This window comes from Paenibacillus sp. sgz302115, from assembly GCF_056120445.1.
In genome coordinates, this window is the sequence record NZ_JBVYOK010000010.1 from 60,961 (window position 1) to 82,188 (window position 21,228).

At 52.3% G+C, this 21,228-nt stretch carries 19 protein-coding genes; 18 read left to right on the forward strand and 1 reads right to left on the reverse strand.

From position 1 onward, the window contains the following. Positions 1-46: 46 nt before the first annotated feature. The 7 genes from AC0LWN_RS18950 to AC0LWN_RS18980 all read left to right on the forward strand — a co-directional run bounded on the left by AC0LWN_RS18950 (position 47) and on the right by AC0LWN_RS18980 (position 7,643). Positions 47-1,063, forward strand: coding sequence for an ABC transporter substrate-binding protein (locus AC0LWN_RS18950; RefSeq protein WP_474668003.1), 1,017 nt, complete (start codon positions 47-49; stop codon positions 1,061-1,063). After that, complete coding sequence (locus tag AC0LWN_RS18955; RefSeq protein ID WP_474668005.1) at positions 1,044-1,820, forward strand: ABC transporter ATP-binding protein; 777 nt, start codon at positions 1,044-1,046, stop codon at positions 1,818-1,820. The genes AC0LWN_RS18950 and AC0LWN_RS18955 overlap by 20 nt, the downstream gene beginning before the upstream one ends. Beyond that, positions 1,814-2,566: an ABC transporter permease gene (locus AC0LWN_RS18960; RefSeq protein WP_458967924.1), complete on the forward strand. Its 753-nt coding sequence runs from the start codon at positions 1,814-1,816 to the stop codon at positions 2,564-2,566. Before AC0LWN_RS18955 ends, AC0LWN_RS18960 begins: the two co-directional genes overlap by 7 nt. A gap of 171 nt (positions 2,567-2,737) precedes the next feature. Beyond that, positions 2,738-3,022 carry an FAD/FMN-containing dehydrogenase gene (locus tag AC0LWN_RS18965; protein WP_474668007.1) on the forward strand — a complete coding sequence of 95 codons (285 nt, stop codon included), beginning with the start codon at positions 2,738-2,740 and terminating at the stop codon, positions 3,020-3,022. Between the two features lie 20 nt (positions 3,023-3,042). Beyond that, a complete protein-coding gene (locus AC0LWN_RS18970; protein ID WP_474668009.1) occupies positions 3,043-3,759 on the forward strand; it encodes a response regulator transcription factor in 717 nt (238 codons plus the stop codon). Next, positions 3,752-5,098: a sensor histidine kinase gene (locus AC0LWN_RS18975; protein WP_474668011.1), complete on the forward strand. Its 1,347-nt coding sequence runs from the start codon at positions 3,752-3,754 to the stop codon at positions 5,096-5,098. Before AC0LWN_RS18970 ends, AC0LWN_RS18975 begins: the two co-directional genes overlap by 8 nt. A gap of 190 nt (positions 5,099-5,288) precedes the next feature. Then, positions 5,289-7,643 carry an S-layer homology domain-containing protein gene (locus AC0LWN_RS18980; protein WP_474668013.1) on the forward strand — a complete coding sequence of 785 codons (2,355 nt, stop codon included), beginning with the start codon at positions 5,289-5,291 and terminating at the stop codon, positions 7,641-7,643. Positions 7,644-7,771: 128 nt separating this feature from the next. On the opposite strand, the gene AC0LWN_RS18985 is transcribed toward AC0LWN_RS18980, so the two are convergent. Continuing rightward, entirely contained in the window at positions 7,772-8,599 is an 828-nt protein-coding gene (locus AC0LWN_RS18985) for a TerC family protein (RefSeq protein WP_474668015.1), read from the reverse strand. Positions 8,600-9,324: 725 nt separating this feature from the next. On the opposite strand from AC0LWN_RS18985, the gene nifB reads away from it, so the two are divergent. From nifB to AC0LWN_RS19040, 11 genes are all read left to right on the forward strand, one after another. Continuing rightward, positions 9,325-10,695 carry a nitrogenase cofactor biosynthesis protein NifB gene (nifB, locus tag AC0LWN_RS18990; RefSeq protein ID WP_474668019.1) on the forward strand — a complete coding sequence of 457 codons (1,371 nt, stop codon included), beginning with the start codon at positions 9,325-9,327 and terminating at the stop codon, positions 10,693-10,695. Positions 10,696-10,701: 6 nt separating this feature from the next. Continuing rightward, positions 10,702-11,568 (forward strand): nitrogenase iron protein, encoded by an 867-nt coding sequence (gene nifH, locus AC0LWN_RS18995; RefSeq protein ID WP_458967917.1) that lies wholly within the window; start codon positions 10,702-10,704, stop codon positions 11,566-11,568. Positions 11,569-11,629: 61 nt separating this feature from the next. Further along, the gene (nifD, locus tag AC0LWN_RS19000; RefSeq protein WP_474668021.1) at positions 11,630-13,087 is read left to right on the forward strand and encodes a nitrogenase molybdenum-iron protein alpha chain; all 1,458 of its coding nucleotides are present in this window, start codon (positions 11,630-11,632) and stop codon (positions 13,085-13,087) included. Then, positions 13,084-14,643: a nitrogenase molybdenum-iron protein subunit beta gene (nifK, locus tag AC0LWN_RS19005; RefSeq protein ID WP_474668023.1), complete on the forward strand. Its 1,560-nt coding sequence runs from the start codon at positions 13,084-13,086 to the stop codon at positions 14,641-14,643. The genes nifD and nifK overlap by 4 nt, the downstream gene beginning before the upstream one ends. 34 nt (positions 14,644-14,677) lie before the next feature. After that, entirely contained in the window at positions 14,678-16,042 is a 1,365-nt protein-coding gene (gene nifE, locus AC0LWN_RS19010) for a nitrogenase iron-molybdenum cofactor biosynthesis protein NifE (protein WP_474668025.1), read from the forward strand. Further along, complete coding sequence (gene nifN / locus AC0LWN_RS19015) at positions 16,032-17,360, forward strand: nitrogenase iron-molybdenum cofactor biosynthesis protein NifN (RefSeq protein WP_474668027.1); 1,329 nt, start codon at positions 16,032-16,034, stop codon at positions 17,358-17,360. The genes nifE and nifN overlap by 11 nt, the downstream gene beginning before the upstream one ends. Continuing rightward, entirely contained in the window at positions 17,335-17,745 is a 411-nt protein-coding gene (nifX, locus tag AC0LWN_RS19020; RefSeq protein WP_474668029.1) for a nitrogen fixation protein NifX, read from the forward strand. The genes nifN and nifX overlap by 26 nt, the downstream gene beginning before the upstream one ends. Further along, a complete protein-coding gene (locus AC0LWN_RS19025) occupies positions 17,729-18,295 on the forward strand; it encodes a DUF269 domain-containing protein (protein WP_474668031.1) in 567 nt (188 codons plus the stop codon). The genes nifX and AC0LWN_RS19025 overlap by 17 nt, the downstream gene beginning before the upstream one ends. 40 nt (positions 18,296-18,335) lie before the next feature. Continuing rightward, entirely contained in the window at positions 18,336-19,088 is a 753-nt protein-coding gene (locus AC0LWN_RS19030) for a HesA/MoeB/ThiF family protein (RefSeq protein WP_474668033.1), read from the forward strand. After that, positions 19,085-20,227: a homocitrate synthase/isopropylmalate synthase family protein gene (locus tag AC0LWN_RS19035; RefSeq protein ID WP_474668035.1), complete on the forward strand. Its 1,143-nt coding sequence runs from the start codon at positions 19,085-19,087 to the stop codon at positions 20,225-20,227. The genes AC0LWN_RS19030 and AC0LWN_RS19035 overlap by 4 nt, the downstream gene beginning before the upstream one ends. Before the next feature lie 175 nt (positions 20,228-20,402). Beyond that, a complete protein-coding gene (locus AC0LWN_RS19040) occupies positions 20,403-21,176 on the forward strand; it encodes a Cof-type HAD-IIB family hydrolase (RefSeq protein ID WP_474668037.1) in 774 nt (257 codons plus the stop codon). Positions 21,177-21,228 lie beyond the last annotated feature (52 nt).

Genomic DNA, 21,228 nt, shown 5'->3' on the forward strand with positions numbered 1-21,228 from the left:
GCCGATGAGTAATCAGAACAAAGAAGATGGAGGCTACCGGAGAAACATGAAGAGAACAAACTGGAAACACCTTACGATGCTGTTGATGCTGGTCGCTGCGATCAGTGTAGTGGCGGTGGGCTGCGGCACATCAAATACGAATAATGCAGGAGCGGATAATAAGGGGAGCGCGGCTGGAGAGGCGCCGGCTGCAAGCGGTACGCCGGCAGAGACGGCCACATTATCGCTGGGTCTTTTACCATCAATTGATGCGATTCCATTCATTATTGCCCATGAGCAGGGCTTTGATAAAAAGCATAACGTGAATCTGGAGATTCAGACCTTCAAGAGCGCCAAGGACCGTGACGTGGCTTTCCAGGCTGGTAAAGTGGATGGGCTTAGCGCCGACCTGGTGGCGATTTCGATCTATAATGAAGCGGGGCTTGATGTAAAGATCGCCAGCACCACTACCGGTGAATTTGATCTGCTCACCGGCAATGATGCGATTAAGGACGTGAAGGACCTCAAGGGCAAGACAGTGATTCTGTCCAAGAATACTTCAACACAATATACAGTGGCGACGATGCTGAAGCAGGCAGGCTTGACGGAAAAAGATATTACGGTGACCGAAGTGCCGCAAATTCCAACCCGCCTGGAGCTGCTGAAGAACCAAAAAGCCGATGCGGCTATTTTGCCGGAGCCTTATGTCACTATGGGGAAAGCGGCGGGTCTGCGCGTGCTAAGCTCCACTAAGACCGCTAATGTGAATCCGTTTGTGCTGGCCTTCCCGCAAAGCGCGATTGATGCCAAGGGACAAGCCATCCGGGATATGTATGCGGCCTATGATGAAGCCGTAGCCTACATGAAATCGCATGACCAATCGGAGTATATTGATCTGATTATCAAGGAGGTCGGCTACCCGGATACCTTGAAGGACCAGATTAAAGTGCCGGAATACCAGCCGGCTAATCAGGTGGATGTGAAGGAAGTGGAAGCGGCGTTTGCCTGGGCGCGGGAGACAGGCCTGCTGACCAAAAATATAGCGCCTGAAGATGTGATCTCCGATGTCCAGTTTAAAGAATAGCGGACTCCGCATCAAAGAGCTTCAAGTGGAATATAAAAGTGGACAACTGGCCCTGGGGCAAGTCAATTTGACCTTGCCGGAGCATGGCATCTATACGATCATCGGGCCTTCCGGCAGCGGCAAATCCACGCTGCTGCGTGCGGTGGCGGGACTGCTGCCGGGTTATGAGGGCGAGCTGCTGTTCAACGGGAAATCCGTGCATGACAAAGAAACGCTGATTGGGCTGGTCCCGCAAAATTATGGGCTACTGCCCTGGAAAACTGTCCATGACAACATTCAGATTGCGATGAAGATCACCCGTCCTGCGGGAGGACACAAGGAAACGCAGGAAGCGGAAATTACCCATTGGCTGAAGTCGATGGGAATTTCCGAGCTGTCCGGCCGATACCCCCTCTCGCTGAGCGGGGGACAGCAGCAGCGGGTGGCGATTGCCCGGGCGTTTGCCATTCAGCCGACGATTTTGCTGCTGGACGAGCCGTTCTCCGCACTGGATGCCATTACGCGCGAAGCGCTGCAGCAGATTTTTCTGGATAATTGGCTGGCTAATCCGGCTACAACGCTGTTTGTGACCCATGATGTGGAGGAAGCGATTTTGCTGGGACAGAAGATCATCGTCATGCCGTCAAGCAAGCAGGATACGCCGGAAATCCTCGATAACACTGCTGTCTTTGCGATGAAACATGAGGATAAGCGGGACAGCGATGATTACTTTGAGCAGAGCAAGCGAGTCAGAAAGGTAATGCTTACGAAATGGTGAAAAAAAGACGTCTTCCTCACTTGCTGCGGCTGTTGTTTGTCTTTTTGTGCATGAATGCGGTATGGTATGTTGTTTATCTTCTGATGAATCATCCGATTCTTCCCAGCCCCGGCTCGGTCTATAATGCGATGTTCCATCTAGGGGCAAAGGATGTGGCGCTGAATGTCGGCTACAGTCTGCTGCGGATTTTTGAAGGGGTGCTGCTGGCACTGCTGATCGGTCTGCTGATTGGCCTCTTAATGGGCCGCTCGCCGCTGTGGAACCGGCTGCTGGATCCGGTGGTTTACTTGACCTATCCGATTCCAAAGATTGCGCTGCTGCCGGTGGTCATGCTGTTCTTTGGGCTTGGCGAAACCTCCAAGGTGCTGATGATTATGCTGATTCTGCTGTTTCAGGTTATTATCTCTGTGCGTGACGGCATCAAGGCCATCCCCGAAAGCACCTATGATGTGCTGACCAGCATCGGTGCAAGCACCGCGCAGAAGTTCTGGAATGTGACCCTGCCCGGCGCATTGTCGGTCATTCTCAGCACGATCCGGATTTCCCTTGGAACTGCGATATCTGTATTGTTTTTCACCGAGATTTATGGAACAGAGCATGGTATGGGCTTCTTCATTATGGATGCCTGGCTGCGCCTGGACTACCCGGAGATGTATGCGGGCATTATGCTGTTCAGCCTTGTCGGGTTTGTGCTGTTCCTGCTCGTCGATGTTCTGGATTACAAATTTATGAAATGGCGGCGGTAGAGTGAGAGCTTGTATGCTGCTGCGATAGAATATAGCGAAACGTATGCTAAGGCGGCTCATGAACGGGCCGTCTTTTTGACAAAATAAAAAAAATTTGAATTTCCTGTGAAAGCAAACAGGTTCTTCACAACTTTAAGTTAATCTGTGTACATAAAGAAGGAGGAGAGCACAATGAAGAAGAAGATCTGGTTAGGAATTACGGCATTGGTTGTGGTTATGAGTATCGGTACAAGCGTATATGCATCGGGAACTGACAATGGACAGAGCTGGTTTGAGAAAATGCTGCCTTTTGCAAGACAGATGCATCCGAACTTGTCGGACGATAACATCAAAGAGATGGTGAACAATTGCCGTGAGAATCAAGGAACAGGCATGGGCGGCATGATGGGCAATACATCTGGCAGATCCGGCATGATGGGCAATGCATCGGGTCGCGTCAGCATGATGAATTTCTAATCGCGCTATAAAACGAAGGGATGATCGTGGTGGAGGCTCCAACCATTTTGCTCGTGGACGACGAGGCGGATATTCTTCAGGTGATCAGGGCGTATCTGGAGAAGAACAATTATATCGTACATGAAGCTGAGACTGGAACCGGCGCATTGCAGCTTTTTGATAAGCTGAAGCCTGATCTGGTGGTGCTTGATCTTATGCTGCCGGACATTTCCGGCGAAGAGATCTGCAGAATTATTCGCAGAAGCTCGAATACACCCATCCTTATGCTTACGGCCAAAAGCAGTGAAGACGATATGGTGAATGGCCTGCTGATCGGTGCGGACGATTACATTACCAAGCCCTTCAGTCCAAGGGAGCTGCTGGCCCGGGTCATCAGTCTGCTCAGGAGGGCGCAGCATTCTCAGAACCAAGGGCCAGAAAATGGCTTAAGCTTTGGGAACGGGAGGCTATGGATGGATTCTGAGCGGCACGAGGTTAAGCTGGAGGGAGAGATGCTTGCGCTGACACCACTTGAATTCAAGCTGCTGGAGTGCCTGTCCAGGAATCCCAAACGGGCCTTCAGCCGTTACGAGCTGGTGAATCTTATCCAGGGGGATGACTTCGACGGTTTTGAGCGGACGATAGATGTGCACATCAAGAATTTGCGGCAAAAAATCGGCGATGATCCACGGCATCCCCAGTTTATTGGTACAGTGTTCGGAATCGGCTATAAATTTCTGGTGAATCGGGATGAATAAAGGCGGACTGCGGAAAAAACTGCTGCTGTCCCATCTCGGTGTCGCACTCAGCTCTTTGCTGATCATCCTGTTTTTGGTCAACCTGGTGATGAGCTTCTCCTTCGGGAGGTATGTTAAAAACCAGCAGAAAGCCGAAGCCGGATTCCTGCTCGCGGATCTTGAACAAGCCTATGATCCTGCACATTCTTGGGGAATGGATACATTGATGAATATATCCCATCAGGCTATGCTGCGGAATTATTCCATACGGCTCTATAATGCGGAAGGGAAGCTGGTCTGGGATACAGGAAATATGGGCATGGGTATGAGGATGTCAACGGCAAATCAGGATGCGGCTGCCAGCCGCTATGAGATTGTGAAGGATGGAGCGAACATCGGCACACTTGAAATGCGGGGAAGTGGTGAAGCTGAGCAGGCACAGAACCGGGATTTTCTCCAGATGTTCAACAGGCTGTCCTGGGGTGCGCTGCTGCTGGTGCTTGCGGGTGCCTATCTGTACAGCAGATTTATGGCTAAAGGCTTGAGCCTTCCGCTCGTCCAGATCAAGAGAATCGCCGTGAAGATGCGGGAAGGCAATTTGACGGAGCGGGTCCCGCTTCAGATTAACAGACAGACAGAAATTGAAGAGGTAGGTCAGGCGCTTAATTATCTTGCGGATACGTTGCAGCAGCAGGAGAAGCTAAGAAAAAATCTCACGGCAGATGTGGCTCATGAATTACGCACGCCTGTGACCACCGTCCAGAGTTATATTGAAGCTTTTCAGGATGGGATATGGGAACCTACACCGGAGAGATTGCAGATCTGCCACGCTCAAATCATCCGGTTGGTGCAGCTTATTAATGATCTGGAAAAGCTTAATGCGGCAGAGAACCCGATGATTCAACTGCGGCATGAACGGCTGCTTCTGAATGACGTGCTCCGTGATTCGGTTCATTCGATTGCCGGCAGACCGGAGCTGGACAAGGTTGTCTTGACCTTGAAGGATGAGAAGCAAATCTTTATTAACGGTGATTATGAACGGCTGGTACAGGTATTTGTCAACCTGCTGAATAATGCGCTTAAATATACTAAGGAAGGCCGGATAGAAGTAACCCTCTCTGAGGAGTCTTCCGAAGTCAAGGTGATGATTGCCGATACGGGCGCTGGAATCGCCGCCGATGAGCTGCCATATATATTTGAACGCTTTTACCGTGGAGAGAAGTCGCGCAACCGCAAGACCGGGGGAGCCGGAATTGGTCTTACGATTGTAAAAGCGATTGTCGAAGCGCACGGAGGACGGGTAACCGTCTCGAGCACCCTGGGCGCAGGCTCGGAATTCTGCGTTCATCTTCCTAAATGAATATCCTTTGCTGAAGAGTCCTTCAGCATGGGGACTACAAAGGCCTCACTTTCTATTTGACAGATGAGGCTTTTTTTTGCGCATTTTGCGTAATCTGTAGTTTCCTGCCGTAAATAAAATATGGAAAAAATAAGCATATATCTCTATACTTAGAGAGAATATATGGAAGAAATTGAGGAGGATGAATTTGTTGGATCGCAATAATAGCCCCAAAAACAGTACTCATCTCGTACATCAGACCACCAAAGCTTTGCTTACCACTACAGTCGCGCTCGCGCTGCTTCTGCCTGGCGGATTAGCCGCAGCGGATTCAAGCGGTACTTCCGCTGCAGCGACAGCGGTTAAGGAGGCTCCCGGACAAGCCGCAGCAACACCGGACGCTTCCAAAGCCAAAATTACGCAGGAGCAGGCGATTGCAAAACTAAGAGAGCTGTTTCCTGTGCTGAAGGATGCAATCGTATCGAGAGTCCAGCTGGGTGGAGACAACTCTTATCCTCCGAGCACCAATCAAATGATCTGGAACATCAACTGGGGATATGAGGTTGGCAACACCAGCTACGGTTTTTCCAGCATGGTTGATGCGGTTAGCGGGGACCTGGTCAATACCTACCTCTCGTTCCCTTTAACGCAAGAAACCGCGTATTATCCGCCCAAAATCACACGTGCTGAAGCGCTGGAGCGTGCCCGGCCCTTTATTGCCGCCGCTGCGCCATCCCTGGGTAAAGATGATATTCAGCTTAAGGACGATGATGCACTGAATCTGGCCAGTGGAGCGCTGTTCGGAACGGTTCAATACAGCTTCTCCTTCAAGATTCTGAAGAATGGTCTGCCTACATCGGATTTCCTCTCGATCACTATCGACGGCAATGGAAATGTCATTCAATTCAACAAACCGTCTTCAGGACTTGTCTATCCGTCCGCTAAGCCTGCTGTTTCTTTGGAATCGGCGCAGAAGAAATTTACGGACGGCTTGTCTGTGGGCCTGTACTACATTCCGGTTTACCAAGACAACCAGGTGGAGCGGTGGATTCTGGGCTGGCGTCCCGAGGAGCAGGATCTGTATCCAATTGATGCCCAGAGCGGGAAAAGTATAGATTATGATGGGACGGAAGCTGCTTCTCTCTCTACAAGGGATGAGGCTGTACCGCAGACTAAAGAGCGATTTCAACCAATCAGCACAGGCAAGTCGCTTACTGCAGCGGAAGCTGCAAAGCTTGTACAGCAGGTAGCCTTCATTCCGGCAGAACGTAAGCTAACAACCCAAATGCTGGGAGATAGCTATCCGAACACGAAACAAAAGGTATGGAGGCTGTCCTGGGAGGCGGAACGCAAAGGGGGTATGGCTGAAATTCCTTCCAGATCCTATGCTGAGATTGATGCGGCAACCGGTCAAATCTATGTTTTTCAGTCTGAGCAATTTATGGGCAGTACCGATGCTAAGCCGCAGCCTGCTCCTGCCGGCGGCAAGAAGCTGACTCAGGCGGAAGCCAAACAGCAGGCTGCCCGCCTGATCAACCGTCTATATGATCAGGCAAGCAGCGAGTTAAAACTGGCCGGTCATGATGAAGCATGGAGTGTTCTTCCAGACGGAAAGGGGTTCCGCTATGAATTCGTACGCTATTACAAGGGCATTCCAATAAGCGACGGAGCCATAACTTTGGTTATGGATACTTACGGCAGACTCCAGAACTATTCAGCCCTGGTTAACGCGGGAGTCGAAACGCTGAAGGATCAGCCAACTCCTGCCATATCCAAGAGCGACGCGCTGAAGAGCTACAAGGACAAATATACCCTGAAGCTGCAATATAACCGCATCGGCGGGTATAGCAATACTCTGTACGTAGAACCCAAAGTGAAGCTGGTCTATAATCCGTCGCCGGTTAACGATAAGGATCAGTATGAGGTGCTGGATGCCATGACAGGCAAATGGGTCCGGGTGTTTCCATACTCTGCCCAGTCTGCGACTGTCCCTGTGGTGGCTGATCTGAAAGGCCACCCTGCGGAGAAGCAGTTAACTGAACTCGTCAAGTATGGTGTGCTTGTTCCTGACGCTGACGGAAAGCTCAAGCCGGATCAGGAAATAACGGTTGGAGATTGGTTTGCCTTTATTGCCAAAGCATCCAATCCGTACTATTCCGGTTATTCGACTGGAACGGAGCGGAAGGCGATGGCCGGTGTAAGTACGGACAGCAAATATTATGCGGCTGTCAGCTATGCTGTAAGCCACGGCTGGATCGGCAAGGATTCTGTGTTGCAGCCGGACAATACACTCAGCCGCGAGCAGCTCGCTGTGCTGCTGGCCTCCTTTTTGAAATACAATAAGTTCTCTGCGTTCCTGCAAAATGACACTGCCGTGAGCAGCTTCAGCGACAGCGCCGCCATAAAAGATAAAGGCGCAGTGGCACTGGTCGTGAAGCTGGGGCTGCTGCAGGGAGACAGCGGTAAATTTAATCCGCAGCAAAAGGTAACCAAAGCTGATGTTGCCACTGTAATCATGAAGCTGGTGGAATTGCAGGACAAAACTGACCAGGCCATTGGTCAGTAAAAACCTCTACTGCAACAATGGCAGTGCGCCATAAGCACAGCACTGCCAAAGACAAAAGCAAAGCCTGCTCCCTGCCTTCAGGCGGGAGAGCAGGCTTTTTTTCAAATATGGCTATAAGTAGCTGCGGGTTATTTCCCCAGTTGTTTATCTGCTTCACGAACAGGGAGATGGCCTTCGTTCTCTTCAGTTTTCTGGCTGCTCATGAACCAGCCTACAGCTGCGATGATTACCAGCACAATATAGAAGGTGGCTTTCCACCAGGTGCTATGGGCGAAATCCTCGGACAGCACACCCAGCGAAGGGTGAGCCAGAGTGATGACCGCCAGCTTGACACCTACCCAGCCTACGATGAAGAACGCTGCCACTTCAAGGCCCGGACGGGAGTGCAGCAGCTTGACGAAGAAGGAGGCCGCAAACCGCATAATGACAAGTCCGATGAATCCACCAGCGAAAATAACTAGGAATTGTCCGCCATCAAGGCCCCCGATGTTACCCATTCCGCTTGGCGGCAGCGCAACGGCCAGCGCAACCGCTGCAAGAATAGAGTCGACGGCGAAAGCGATGTCGGCCACCTCAACCTTCAGCACGGTGAACCAGAAACTGGATTTTTTCTTTCCTGCCCCATCTTCAGAAGCACCTTCGACAGCCGCTTCAGCTTCCGGTTTCTTGAACAATACTTTTCGGAAGATATGGTTACCGGCGATGAACAACAGATAGATGGCGCCAATAGCTTGTACCTGCCAGATGTCCACCAGATACGAGATGATGAACAGCGAACCAAAGCGGAACACAAACGCCCCTGCCAAACCATAGAACAATGCTTTCTTACGGTCCTCATCAGGAAGATGTTTAACCATGATTGCCAATACCAGTGCGTTATCTGCGGCGAGCAACCCTTCCAGTGCTACGAGAACGAGCAAAACCCATCCGTATTCTAATAATAATCCCCAATCCATTGCTGCTTCCTCCTCATTTGGATGTAAATATCGTTAAAAAATACCTACATTACCATTATTTTTATCAAATATATATAAAAAAGACCTTTACCAAACAGATCAGCCTTCGGAATAAAGGACTAACCTGATTGGTAAAGGTCTCGCTAACAATGGTTCATTGCCGATAAAACCGGAGAACATCCTCACGTTCTCGTATTGACGATTTTATCTAACAGCTACTCCCCTTTACGGGATATATTAAATTTCATCATTTGAGTTGTTACTTAAAAGTATCATATATGACTTAAGAGTCGTTGTCAATGCCCGTGAGAATAAATATCAATGAAAAACGCCTGAAATGGAAACGGAACCATGATACATAAAGGTTAGATAATATAACATATGATATGTCGAAACTGAAAACATAAGGAAATATAGGGTTTTTTAAGCCTAAACTCGATTGACGGTGTATAGGAATGAAAATATGATGTAACTAATTAAAGCGGTCAAGTGATTTTGTGTAAGAAAACATTACATAAAATTACTTGCGCCGCGAAGAGAAAGTCTATTAGAGGGTGAGCGAATGCTCGTAAAACTTAAGCAGATGCTTACGAAGCGAGTTTTGCTACGAAGTTGATTCGAAGAAGCGAAGCTCAGCAAAACTTTTAGCTTATGCTTCCGAAGTCAGTTTTGTTCGAAGTGATTTCAGTGAAGCTGAGGCTCACAAAACTTTCAGGAGGTGGGAAATGATGCAGCCGTCGCCGTGTATTTCAAGTGAAGCTGAGGAGGAGATCAGCCGCCATCCGTGCTACAGCGAGGAAGCCCATCGCTTCTATGCCAGGATGCACATCCCGGTAGCTCCCGCCTGCAACATCCAGTGCAATTACTGCAACCGCAAGTTTGACTGCGTGAATGAGAGCAGGCCTGGTGTAGTCAGTGAGGTGCTTAACCCGGAGCAGGCGGAGCGCAAGGTAAAAGGTGTAGCCGCCCAGTTAATGCAGCTCTCGGTGGTTGGAGTAGCCGGTCCCGGCGATCCGCTGGCCAATCCGGAGGTGACGTTCGACACTTTTGCCCGGGTAAAAAAGCATGTGCCTGATGTCACCCTTTGCCTCAGCACCAACGGATTGACGCTTTACCGGCATGTGGATGAGATTGTGGAGCTTGGCATTCGCCATGTGACCATCACGATCAATGCCATTGATCCTGATGTCGCTCAAGAGATTTATCCTTGGGTATTCGACGAGGGTGTGCGGTATGAAGGAAGAGAGGCGGCAGAGCTGCTGATCAGCCGCCAACTGCTGGGCCTTGAAAGGCTGGCGAAGCTGGGGATTCTGGTCAAGGTCAATTCCATTATGATTCCAGGGGTCAACGACGGGCATCTTCCCGCAGTGTCCAAAAGAGTAAAAGAGCTCGGGGCAACACTGCATAATGTAACACCGCTTATTATCGCACCCGGCAGCCAGTATGAGCAGGATGGCCGCAAGGCGCCCCGTCCGAAGGAGCTGCACAACCTGCAGGAGCTTCTCGGCCGTGACGGCATGAAGGTGATGCGCCACTGCCGGCAATGCCGGGCAGATGCCATCGGGCTGCTGGGCCAGGACCGTAATCAGGATTTCCCGCTTGAAGCGATGGAAGCTGATCCGGTAGTCAACAAAGAAGCCAGAGCGTTGTTCCAGGGCGAACTGGACGCAAAGATCCGCGAGCGGGTTCAAGCGAAGAAAGCAAGGCAATTGCGGCAAGATGCTCCAAAGATCAGAGTCGCAGTAGCCACTAGAGGCGGCGATAAGGTTAATCAGCATTTTGGGCATGCCACGGAATTCCTTGTTTACGATACTGACGGAGCGGATGTGAAGCTGCTTGGTGTCCGCAAGATACAGGCTTACTGCCATGGTAAAGCTGACTGCAACGGCGACAAAGCCGCTACGCTGCAAGAAATCATATCTATTTTAAGTGATTGCCGCATTCTTCTATGCTCCGGTATTGGCGATGGCCCACGTGCCAGCCTGAACAAAGCCGGAGTGTTGCCTCTCGTCCGCAAAGGCGGGATACAGGAAGCTATTCTCGAAAGTGTGAAATACAGCTCTTATTTTGAAAATACAAACATTTCGAAGGGATGATGAATTATGAGACAAATAGCTTTTTACGGTAAAGGCGGTATCGGCAAATCCACAACCTCCCAGAACACTCTAGCTCAGTTGGCTACCAAATTCGGTCAGCGGATTATGATTGTCGGCTGTGACCCTAAGGCAGACTCTACGCGCCTGATCCTGAATACCAAAGCCCAGCAGACTGTGCTTCATTTGGCCGCAGAGCTTGGTTCCGTTGAGGATCTGGAGCTGGATGATGTATTGCAAACCGGCTTTGGCGACATCATCAACGTGGAATGCGGCGGACCTGAGCCGGGCGTTGGCTGCGCGGGACGCGGAATCATCACGGCCATTAACTTTTTGGAGCAGGAAGGCGCTTATTCGGATCTCGATTTCGTATCGTATGACGTGCTTGGAGACGTTGTATGCGGCGGTTTCGCAATGCCGATCCGCGAGAACAAGGCGCAAGAGATCTATATTGTATGTTCGGGTGAGATGATGGCTATGTACGCCGCTAACAACATCGCACGCGGGATTCTGAAATATGCAACCAGCGGCGGGGTGAGACTGGGCGGACTGATCTGCAACAGCCGCAACACTGACCGTGAAGATGAGCTGATTACCGAGCTTGCCCGCCGTCTGAATACGCAAATGATTCACTTTGTGCCGCGCGACAATGTCGTTCAGCATGCCGAGCTGCGCCGAATGACCGTGGCTCAATATAATCCGCAGCACAAGCAGGCTAAGGAATATGAAATCCTGGCCGAAAAAATTCTCAACAATAAGATGCTGACAATCCCTACTCCGATCTCGATGGAAGAGCTGGAAGAGCTGCTGATGGAATTCGGTATTATCGAAGACGAGGAAGCTGCGCTCAAGAAGCTGGAAGCTTCCGGCCAATAGTGGAACGAAGGGCCACGCAGGAAGCTAAAGCGGCTTGTACCACGAAAAGGAGGGTCAACCAATGGGACTGAATATTGAAGAGAATAAGAAAATAGTAGAAGAAGTTCTGGAAGCCTACCCCAAAAAGGCAAAGAAGGACCGTGAAAAGCATTTTCAGATCAATACTGAAGATTCTCAATCCTGCGGAACCTGTGCCCTGAAGTCCAATATTAAATCCCGTCCCGGTGTAATGACACCGCGCGGATGCTCTTATGCAGGCTCTAAAGGGGTGGTGTGGGGCCCGATCAAGGATATGGTCCATATCAGCCACGGCCCTATCGGCTGCGGACAATATAGCTGGGGCACACGCCGCAACTATGCGAACGGGACGCTTGGGATCGACAATTTTACGGCTATGCAGATTACAAGTGATTTTCAGGAAACGGATATCGTATTTGGCGGTGATAAGAAGCTAGAAGTCATTATGCGCGAAATCACGGAGATGTTCCCGCTTGCCAAAGGGATTTCCGTACAATCCGAATGTCCGGTCGGTCTGATCGGCGATGATATTGAAGCTGTATCCAAGAAAATGGCCAAAGAGCTGGAGATGCCGATTGTTCCGGTACGCTGCGAAGGGTTCCGCGGGGTCAGCCAGTCGCTGGGCCACCATATTGCCAATGACGCTATTCGCGATTTTGTACTCGGCAAAGCTGAACTGGCTGAAACCGGTCCCTACGATGTCAATATTATCGGCGACTATAATATCGGCGGCGACGCCTGGGCTTCCCGCATTCTGCTGGAGGAGATGGGGCTTCGCGTCATTGCCCAGTGGTCCGGCGACGGCACCCTGAACGAGCTGGAAATCGCTCATAAGGCGAAGCTGAATCTTATTCACTGCCACCGCTCGATGAACTACATGGTTGATCATATGGAGAAGGCCTATGATATTCCGTGGATGGAGTACAACTTCTTTGGGCCGTCCAAGACCTATGAGAGCCTGCGGGCCATCGCAGCCCGGTTCGATGAAACGATTCAGGAGAACTGTGAGAAGATGATTGAGAGGCATAAACCGGAAATGGATGCCATTATCAATAAATATAGACCCCGCCTGGAAAATAAAAAGGTTCTCTTGATGATCGGCGGCCTGCGTTCCCGCCATACCATCGGCGCTTATGAGGATCTGGGCATGGATATCGTAGCCTCCGGCTATGAATTTGCCCATAAGGACGACTATGAAAAGACCTTTCCGATGATGAAGGAAGGCACAATCATTATGGATGACCCGACCGCGTATGAGCTGGAGGAGCTGGCACAGAAATTGAATGTTGATCTGGTAGGCTCGGGGGTCAAGGAAAAATATGTGTACCACAAGATGGGTGTTCCGTTCCGCCAGATGCATTCATGGGATTACAGCGGTCCGTATCATGGCTTTGACGGCTTCAAGGTTTTTGCCAAGGATATGGATATGACTGTGAATAATCCGGTATGGAATCTGATGAAGAAGAAGGTGAAGGTTCAAGCAGAGGGGGCGAGCATATGAGTAAGGACAGATTGAACATCCCGGATTATAATTCCTTGTTCTCGGAAGAACGTTTCTTACAGCAGCGTGAAAATAAAAAACAGTTCGAAGCGCCTTGCAGTGAGCAGCAGACGGCGGAGGCTCTTGCTTATTCCAAATCCGCTGAATATATGGAGAAGAACTTTGACCGTAAAGCGGTGGTGATCAATCCGCATAAAGCCTGCCAGCCGCTTGGGTCGGTTATGGCAGCTCTCGGATTCGAGAAGACTTTGCCGTTCGTCCACGGCTCACAGGGCTGCAACTCCTACTTCCGCAGCCATTTAAGCCGGCATTTCAAAGAGCCTACTCCGGCTGTCTCCTCCTCAATGACTGAAGATGCAGCGGTATTCGGCGGCATGAGCAACCTGATCGACGGCTTGGAGAACAGCGTTGCGCTCTACAAGCCGGAAATGGTGGCTATCTGCACGACCTGTATGGCTGAAGTTATCGGTGACGACCTTTCGGCCTTCATCGGCAACGCCCGGCAGAAAGGTGTTATTACCGAAGACTTCCCGGTTGCCTTCTGCAATACGCCAAGCTTTGTAGGTTCGCATATTACCGGTTATGATTCCATGCTTAAAGGCATCCTCAGCTACCTGTATGAACGCTCCGGTATCCAGGCGGCGCCGGGAAGCGGGGAAGGAGCTGGCGAGAAGCTGAATGTAATGCTCGGATTCGAGCCGTACACCGGGAATTTTGCTGAAATCCGCAAGATACTGGGTGCATTTGATACGCAGTACACCATTCTTGGCGATCACAGCGGGAACTATGATTCTCCGGCCAATGGTGAATATGAATATTATTACGGAGGCACGAAGCTTGCAGATGTTCCGCTGGCGTTGAGTGCGCTTGGTACACTGTCACTCCAGAAATACACGCTCAAGAAGACTCAGGACTATATCAGCGGAACCTGGAAGCAGCACATCACTGCAATGTCTACGCCGCTGGGGATCGCCGGCACGGATAAGCTGCTGGAAGCGATCAGTGAACTGACGGGACTGCCGATTCCGGCCTCACTTATTGAGGAACGCGGCCGCGTGATAGACGCCTTGACGGACAGCCACCCGTATCTTCACGGCAAACGTGTTGCGCTTGTAGGTGACCCTGACCTGCTGATCGGCCTGATCGGCCTTTGCCTGGAGCTCGGAATGGAGCCGGTACACATTATATGCTCAAATGGTGATGTTGATTTTAACGAGGTGAAGTTCAAGGAGGAAGCAGAAGCGCTTCTGGCAGCCAGTCCGTATGGCTCGGAAGCAAAGCTTTATATCGGAAACGACCTGTGGCATATGCGTTCCCTGCTGCTGAATGATCCGGTGGATCTGGCGATCGGCAGCTCACATCTGAAATTCGCCGCCAAAGATGCGGATGTGCCGCTGATCCGTGTGGGGTTCCCAATCTTCGATCGTCATCATATGCACCGTTATCCGATTCTCGGGTATCAAGGAGCCCTGAACTTGCTGAGCTTGTTTGTCAATACCGTGCTGGATGAGCTTGACCGCAACAACTCTGAGTTCAACTACGACCTGGTACGGTAAGGGCACTCGCGGGAGAAAAGGAGATGAAGCGCCGATGGACCCTGTTCGAAAAAACGAATTTGATTCTGAGGCTTGCGGGAGCTTGGCCCCGAAAGTAAAGCCCTGTCCACGGCCCAAACCGGGTGAAGCGGCCGGAGGCTGCTCCTTCGACGGAGCTCAAATCACACTGCTGCCGATTATGGACGCTGCGCATCTTGTTCATGGTCCGATTGCTTGCGCCGGGAACAGCTGGGAGAGCAGAGGAGCCTTGTCAAGCGGCCCCTCCCTGTCTCAATATGGCTTTGCTACGGATCTTAACGATTCCGATATTATTTTTGGCGGAGAGAAAAAGCTGAAGGAGAGCATTGAATATATTGCCGGGCGCTTTGCGCCTCCGGCAATATTTGTATATTCAACCTGTGTAACCGCGCTGATTGGCGAGGATATGGATGTGGTATGCAAGGAAGCGGCGGAGCGGCTGGGAATTCCGGTCATCCCGGTTAACAGCCCGGGGTTTGTCGGCAGCAAGAATCTTGGCAACCGCCTCGCTGGTGATGCGCTGATGCAGTATGTCATTGGGACAGGGGAGCCGGAGTCCGAGCTGCCTCCGGGGGTAAATCTTATAGGCGAATACAATATCGCTGGCGAAATGTGGGATATCGAGAAGCTGATGAGAAGTGCGGGCATTTCGGTGACCTCGCGCATTACAGGTGATGCGAGGTATAAGGAGATCACCTGGGCACACCGCGCCAAGGTGAACATGGTGGTCTGCAGCCGCGCATTGCTGGGGCTCGCCAGGGAAATGGAGTCCCGCTACGGCATTCCGTATTTTGAAGGCTCGTTCTATGGCGCCAAGGAGACGACCTATTCGCTGCGGCAAATGGCTTATCTGATGAATGACCGGGAGATGGAGCGCCGGGTAGACCGCCTGACAGAACGTGAAGAAGCCCGGCTGAGCCAGGAGCTGCGCCCATACCGCAAGCTGCTGAAGGGGAAGAAGGCGGTTCTTTATACCGGCGGCGTCAAAAGCTGGTCGGTCATTTCCGCGCTGAAGGAGCTGGGCGTTCAAGTAGTAGGCGTCGGCACGAACAAGAGCACGGAGGATGATGTGCGGCGGATCGCTGACCGGGTGAGCGACGATACCGAATATATTCCCGAGGGCGGCGCGGGCCGGATTCTCAAGACGGTGCGGGAGCGCAAAGCGGATATTATGATCGCCGGCGGGCGCAATATGTATGTGGCGATGAAGGAGCAGGTTCCGTTCATCGATATCAATCAGGAGCGGCACAAGGCTTATGCCGGTTATGAAGGACTGCTGCGGCTGGCTAAGGAGCTGACCTATTCGCTTGCCAATCCGATCTGGAAGCTGGCTGCAAGCCCTGCTCCGTGGGATAAGGAGGCTCCGCCATATGACCGTTAACAGAAGGAAAAAACCGGCTTCCGTCAACCCGATCAAGATCGGCCAGTCGCTCGGCGCCGTGCTGGCACTGCAGGGCTGCTACCGTGCCATGCCGCTGATGCATGGGGCGCAGGGGTGCTCTGCTTTTCCCAAGGCACTGCTGACCCGGCATTTCCGTGAGCCCATCGCCGTACAGACCTCCGCGCTGCAGGAAATGGACGTCATCTTTGATGCTAACCGCAATCTGGAGGAGGCGCTGAATCTGGTGCTGAGCAAGCACCGCCCCGATATTATCGGGATTATCGGAACAGAGCTGACCGATGTGGCCGGGGTGGATTATCAGACCATGCTCAAGTCGTATAAGCGGGAGCGGAATATGCGGGGAGGGCTTGCTTTTTCCGTAGTGCTGCCGGACTTTCGCGGTTCGCTGGAATCGGGCTTCAGCATTGCGGTGGAGGCTATCATTGATGAAATGATCCAGCAGGTGGGGCACCGGGGTTCGAGAAGTGTGAATACCAGGCAGATTACGCTGCTCCCCGGATCTTTTCTGACACCGGCGGATGTAATGGAGCTGAAGGAGATCATTTCAAGCTTCGGGTTCGAGGTCATTGCACTGCCGGATATTTCGACCTCCTTGTCAGGGCATTTGCTGACCGGCTTCTCTCCGCTGACCCGGGGCGGCGTGCCGCTGGATTCCATGCTGCAGAGTCTGCAGTCGGGACTAACGATTGCCATCGGCGGCAGCATGGAGCGTCCGGCGAGACGGCTGCATAATGCGCTTGGCACGCCCTATAAGGTTTTTGAGAGCGTGATGGGGCTTAAGGCTTCCGACGAGCTGCTGCATTTCCTGCATCAGATCAGCGGCGAGCCGGTACCGCTTCGTTACTGCTGGCAGCGCGAGAATCTGCTTGACGGCATGCTGGATGCCCATTTCCAATTTGCCGGCATGTCTGTAGTGGCTGCGCTTGAGCCGGATCATCTATATTCTGTCTCCGGCTGGCTTGAAGAGCTGGGAGTGGAGCAGAAGGCGCTAATCGCCTCCTATGAAACGCCGCTGATTGCCGGGATGGAGCGCGAAGTATGGGTCGGCGATCTGGATGATGCCGAGGTGCTCGGCAAAGGCGCTGAGCTGTGGATCAGCAATTCCCACGGCATTGCCGGAGCACAGCGGATTGACGCGGCATTTATGGCGGCAGGGTTTCCGGTCTGGAGTGAGCTGGGAGCGTATATGTCTGTCTCGGTAGGCTACAGGGGGGCTATGGAGTGGAGCAATAAAGCAGGGAATTTGCTGATGCAGAGGGAGGCTAAACACCGTGAAAGTAGCATTCGCCACAGATGACGGCAGCTGCGTAAATGCCCACTTCGGGCAAAGCTCAATGTTTGCGGTTTATAATGTGAACAAAAATGGCGGCGAGCTGGTCGAGCTGCGCAAGCTGCCTGCTCATCTGAACCAGGATGAGGCCGGGAAAATTGACAGCCGCCTGGAAGCGGTGAGTGACTGCACACTGATCTTTATTATGCAGATTGGGGCTTCAGCCGCTGCCAAGGTAACACGGCGCAAGATTATGCCTGTCAAGGTTCCATTTGGCAGCCCCATAGATGAACAGGTGAAACGTCTGGTTGAAATGCTGCAGGGCAAGCCGCCGATGTGGCTGGCTAAGGTGCTGCGGGCGGAAGAGGAAGGCAAAGGGGAAGGGGAGGAAGCGGATGGAACCGATGGCTAATGAGACTGCAGCGCTTCAAGCTGAAGCTGTAGAGGCTAGTGCGGTGGTGAGAACCCGCCGCCGCAAGGCCGGCAAGGAGCTGGATAAGGATACGGCGGATGCTTTTGTCCGCCGTTTATGCCATCTTTTGGACACTGGCGATTTTTTTGGCCGGCATGCTGCACTGTCCCCGCAGGAGAAAATCGTGAAGCTGTTCCTGGCTTCCTCCGGGGACAAGAATCAATCGGATTTCAACTGTGCGGTGTCCCCTAAGGTGCGCCAGCAGGTTCCCGTTATATTTCAGGCGATTGCAGGAGTCATGGAGGAGAAAAGCGGAATCATGGTCCAAAGCACTGCCGAGATTAATATGGAGGGCTTTGGCCGGGGGCTGCTCTACAGCGGGCGTGTCATTCTGGTGCTGAAAAGTCTGCGGGCCGGCTTCCCTTTCCCGTTCACCTCTGAGGAGAAGGCTGTCCGCTATGGAGTGGAATGTGTGGAGGAAGGCCTTGCTTTTCTGCAAAAATATAATGAAATGACGGCATTCCACGGTCTGCTGAGTCTGGAAGGCTAGCGGGCCGCAAGTTCATCATCAGTTACAGGGGGAATCGCGAATGGAGCAGCTTGCCGGAGGTTTGGAGCTGGAGCGGTATGCCCGGCAGCTTAAGCTGCTGGGAGAAGACGGGCAGAAGGCGCTGAAGGAAGCGACGGTCATGGTGGCCGGAATCGGCGGACTTGGAGGAACGGCTGCGCTGTATCTGGCTGCGGCGGGCGTCGGCAAGCTGATTTTGGCCCATGAAGGGATTATTGTTCCGCCCGACCTCAACCGGCAAATCCTAATGGACAGTGACCATCTGGGGATGGAACGGATGAGTACGGCGATTGCCCATTTGAAGCGGCTGAACCCTTTTGTCGAAATCGAAGGCTATAATGCCAGAATTGAATATGATCTTGCCAAGCCCTGGGTGAGGGATGCTGATATAGTAATTGACGCCAGGTACGATTTCCCGGAAAGATATGCTCTGAACCGCCTGTGTGTAGATACCGGGACGCCTATGGTGGAAGCTGCTATGTATGGATTTGAAATCTCGCTTACCACAGTCATTCCTAGCGTTACGCCCTGTCTTGAATGTCTGTACCCGGATGTGCAGCCGCAGTGGGAGCCGTTTGGATTTCCGGTTCTGGGAGCTACCTCCGGGATCGCAGGTTGTCTGGCTGCACTGGAGGCCGTAAAATGGATTACAGGGGTAGGGACAACTTATGCGGGCGTAATGCATCGCTTCAGCTCACTCGACTTCGCCTGTTACAGCGTCCATATTGCCCGTAATCCGAATTGCGCTTGCTGCGGAGAAGGAGGTAAGCTGTGAAACGTCTCAAGCTTTGCGACACGACACTGCGGGATGGTGAACAGGCGGCGGGAGTATCCTTCAAGAGGGCGGAAAAGCTGGAAATCGCAAGGCTGTTGTCGGAGTGCGGAGTAGAGCAGGCAGAGGTGGGAATTCCTGCTATGGGCAAGCGGGAGCAGGAGGATATAACGGCGATTGCCGGGCTGAACCTCCCGATGAAGCTGATGACCTGGAACCGCTCAGTGGCGGGGGATATCGACAAGGCGCGGGCTACGGGGGTGAACTGGAGCCATGTGTCCATTCCCGTCTCGGAGATTCAGTTGCAGGGCAAGCTTAGACTCACACCTGCCGAGGGACTGAAGAAGCTGCTCGGTGCTGCCGAATATGGACTGCGCCTGGGCATGACGGTGTCAGTGGGGATGGAGGATTCGTCCAGAGCCGATATAGGTTTTCTGGTCCGGCTGGTGAATATGCTGTACAACGAAGGCATTCGCAGATTCCGCTATGCGGATACAGTATCGGCCCACCATCCGGGCCAGATCGCAGAGCGCGTAAGCACACTGCTCGGTGCGGTCCCTGCGGATGTGGAGCTGGAGGTGCATTGCCATAACGATTTTGGTCTGGCCTGCGCCAATACGCTCAGTGGGATTGCTGCCGGTGCGGTTTGGGCCAGCACTACAGTGGCGGGAATCGGTGAACGCACCGGGAACGCAGCGATGGAGGAAGTCGTCATGGCCTGGCGGCATCTGTACGGCGGCGAGAGCCATGTGAGACTTGATCTGCTCAAAGGCTTGGCGGATAAGGTTATTGCCGCTTCCGGCCGCAGCGTCGGCGATGCCAAGCCGGTAGTGGGACACCTGGCGTTCACGCATGAGTCAGGCATTCACGTGGACGGGCTGATGAAGGAGAGAGCCACGTATCAGACCTTCGACCCTGCGGAGGTGGGCCGCAGCCACCGCTTCGTGCTGGGCAAGCATTCCGGTACTGGCGGCGTAATCCATGCGCTGGGTCAATGGGGTCTTGCGGTCAGCGCGGATACTGCAGAGCGTCTGCTGGAGCGGGTGCGTGAATACGCGGAGTCCTGCAAAGGCACAGTGCCGGAATATTTGCTGGTGCAGTGGCTGATGGAGGAGCGGCAGCGGGGCCGGAATGTGGTTTAGGGTTGAGATGTCAGGGGCTGAAGCGTTGATGATAGGCAAGCCGTGGCTGTCTTTCTTATAAGAAGGACAGTCACGGCTTGCTTTTTTTCTGCAAAGATTTCTTGCATCGCGCGCAGCAAGCCACTACAATTTTAACAAGATAGAAAAGCAGCGAGTGCGGGGAGAATGGGAAACGATGACTAAGAAAACGATCTTTTTTGATATTGACGGAACGATTTATGATGAGGAAAAGCGGGTTCCCGCAACCACCAAGGAAGCTATTGCCGAGCTCAAGAGACGGGGCCACAATGTGGCTATTGCCACCGGAAGAGCTCCGTACATGTTCGAGGATTTGCGTGATGAGCTGGACATTCATTCTTATGTGTCGCTTAACGGACAGTATGTTATTTTTGAGGGAGAAGTGATTTACCGCAATCCTCTGGATAGGGCTTCTCTGCAGAAAATGACCTTGTTCGCCGAGAAACAGGATCATCCGGTGGCTTATGTGGATGCTGTAGGCATGAGCGTAAATGTTGCAGAGCATGAGTACATCAAGACGAGCATCGGTTCGCTAAAGATGGCGTTTCCGATGTATGATGCCGGATATTATTTGCAGAATGACATTTATCAGGCGATGTTATTTTGTCCGCAGGAGAGTCAGATTGTGTATGAAGAGAGGTTCCCGGAGTTCAACTTTATCCGCTGGAATCCGCTGTGTATGGATGTGCTGCCGGGCAATGGCTCCAAGGCTGCCGGTATTGAGCAAATGATCAAACGCCTTGGTGCCCGGATGGAAGAAATCTATGCCTTCGGCGATGGTCTGAATGATCTGGAGATGCTGAGCCTTGTAGGGCATGGTATCGCGATGGGCAATGCGGAGGATGAGGTGAAGGCTGTCGCCCGTTATGTCACCAAGCATGTCAGTGAGAATGGAATTCTTGAGGGCTTGCGGATGGTGGGGCTGCTGTAGGACGGCAATTTAAAATGTTATTTAGCCAAGGGACGAATCTAGTGCACTTTCT

Coding starts and splice junctions, on each gene's coding strand:
- nifE (WP_474668025.1), top strand. CDS start 14,678: ATGGACCCTGTTCGAAAAAACGAATTTGATTCTGAGGCTTGCGGGAGC.
- AC0LWN_RS18955 (WP_474668005.1), top strand. CDS start 1,044: ATGTCCAGTTTAAAGAATAGCGGACTCCGCATCAAAGAGCTTCAAGTG.
- AC0LWN_RS18970 (WP_474668009.1), top strand. CDS start 3,043: ATGATCGTGGTGGAGGCTCCAACCATTTTGCTCGTGGACGACGAGGCG.
- AC0LWN_RS18985 (WP_474668015.1), bottom strand. CDS start 8,599: ATGGATTGGGGATTATTATTAGAATACGGATGGGTTTTGCTCGTTCTC.
- AC0LWN_RS19040 (WP_474668037.1), top strand. CDS start 20,403: ATGACTAAGAAAACGATCTTTTTTGATATTGACGGAACGATTTATGAT.
- nifB (WP_474668019.1), top strand. CDS start 9,325: ATGATGCAGCCGTCGCCGTGTATTTCAAGTGAAGCTGAGGAGGAGATC.
- nifN (WP_474668027.1), top strand. CDS start 16,032: ATGACCGTTAACAGAAGGAAAAAACCGGCTTCCGTCAACCCGATCAAG.
- AC0LWN_RS18975 (WP_474668011.1), top strand. CDS start 3,752: ATGAATAAAGGCGGACTGCGGAAAAAACTGCTGCTGTCCCATCTCGGT.
- AC0LWN_RS18950 (WP_474668003.1), top strand. CDS start 47: ATGAAGAGAACAAACTGGAAACACCTTACGATGCTGTTGATGCTGGTC.
- nifH (WP_458967917.1), top strand. CDS start 10,702: ATGAGACAAATAGCTTTTTACGGTAAAGGCGGTATCGGCAAATCCACA.
- AC0LWN_RS18960 (WP_458967924.1), top strand. CDS start 1,814: ATGGTGAAAAAAAGACGTCTTCCTCACTTGCTGCGGCTGTTGTTTGTC.
- nifK (WP_474668023.1), top strand. CDS start 13,084: ATGAGTAAGGACAGATTGAACATCCCGGATTATAATTCCTTGTTCTCG.
- AC0LWN_RS19025 (WP_474668031.1), top strand. CDS start 17,729: ATGGAACCGATGGCTAATGAGACTGCAGCGCTTCAAGCTGAAGCTGTA.
- AC0LWN_RS18965 (WP_474668007.1), top strand. CDS start 2,738: ATGAAGAAGAAGATCTGGTTAGGAATTACGGCATTGGTTGTGGTTATG.
- AC0LWN_RS19030 (WP_474668033.1), top strand. CDS start 18,336: ATGGAGCAGCTTGCCGGAGGTTTGGAGCTGGAGCGGTATGCCCGGCAG.
- nifD (WP_474668021.1), top strand. CDS start 11,630: ATGGGACTGAATATTGAAGAGAATAAGAAAATAGTAGAAGAAGTTCTG.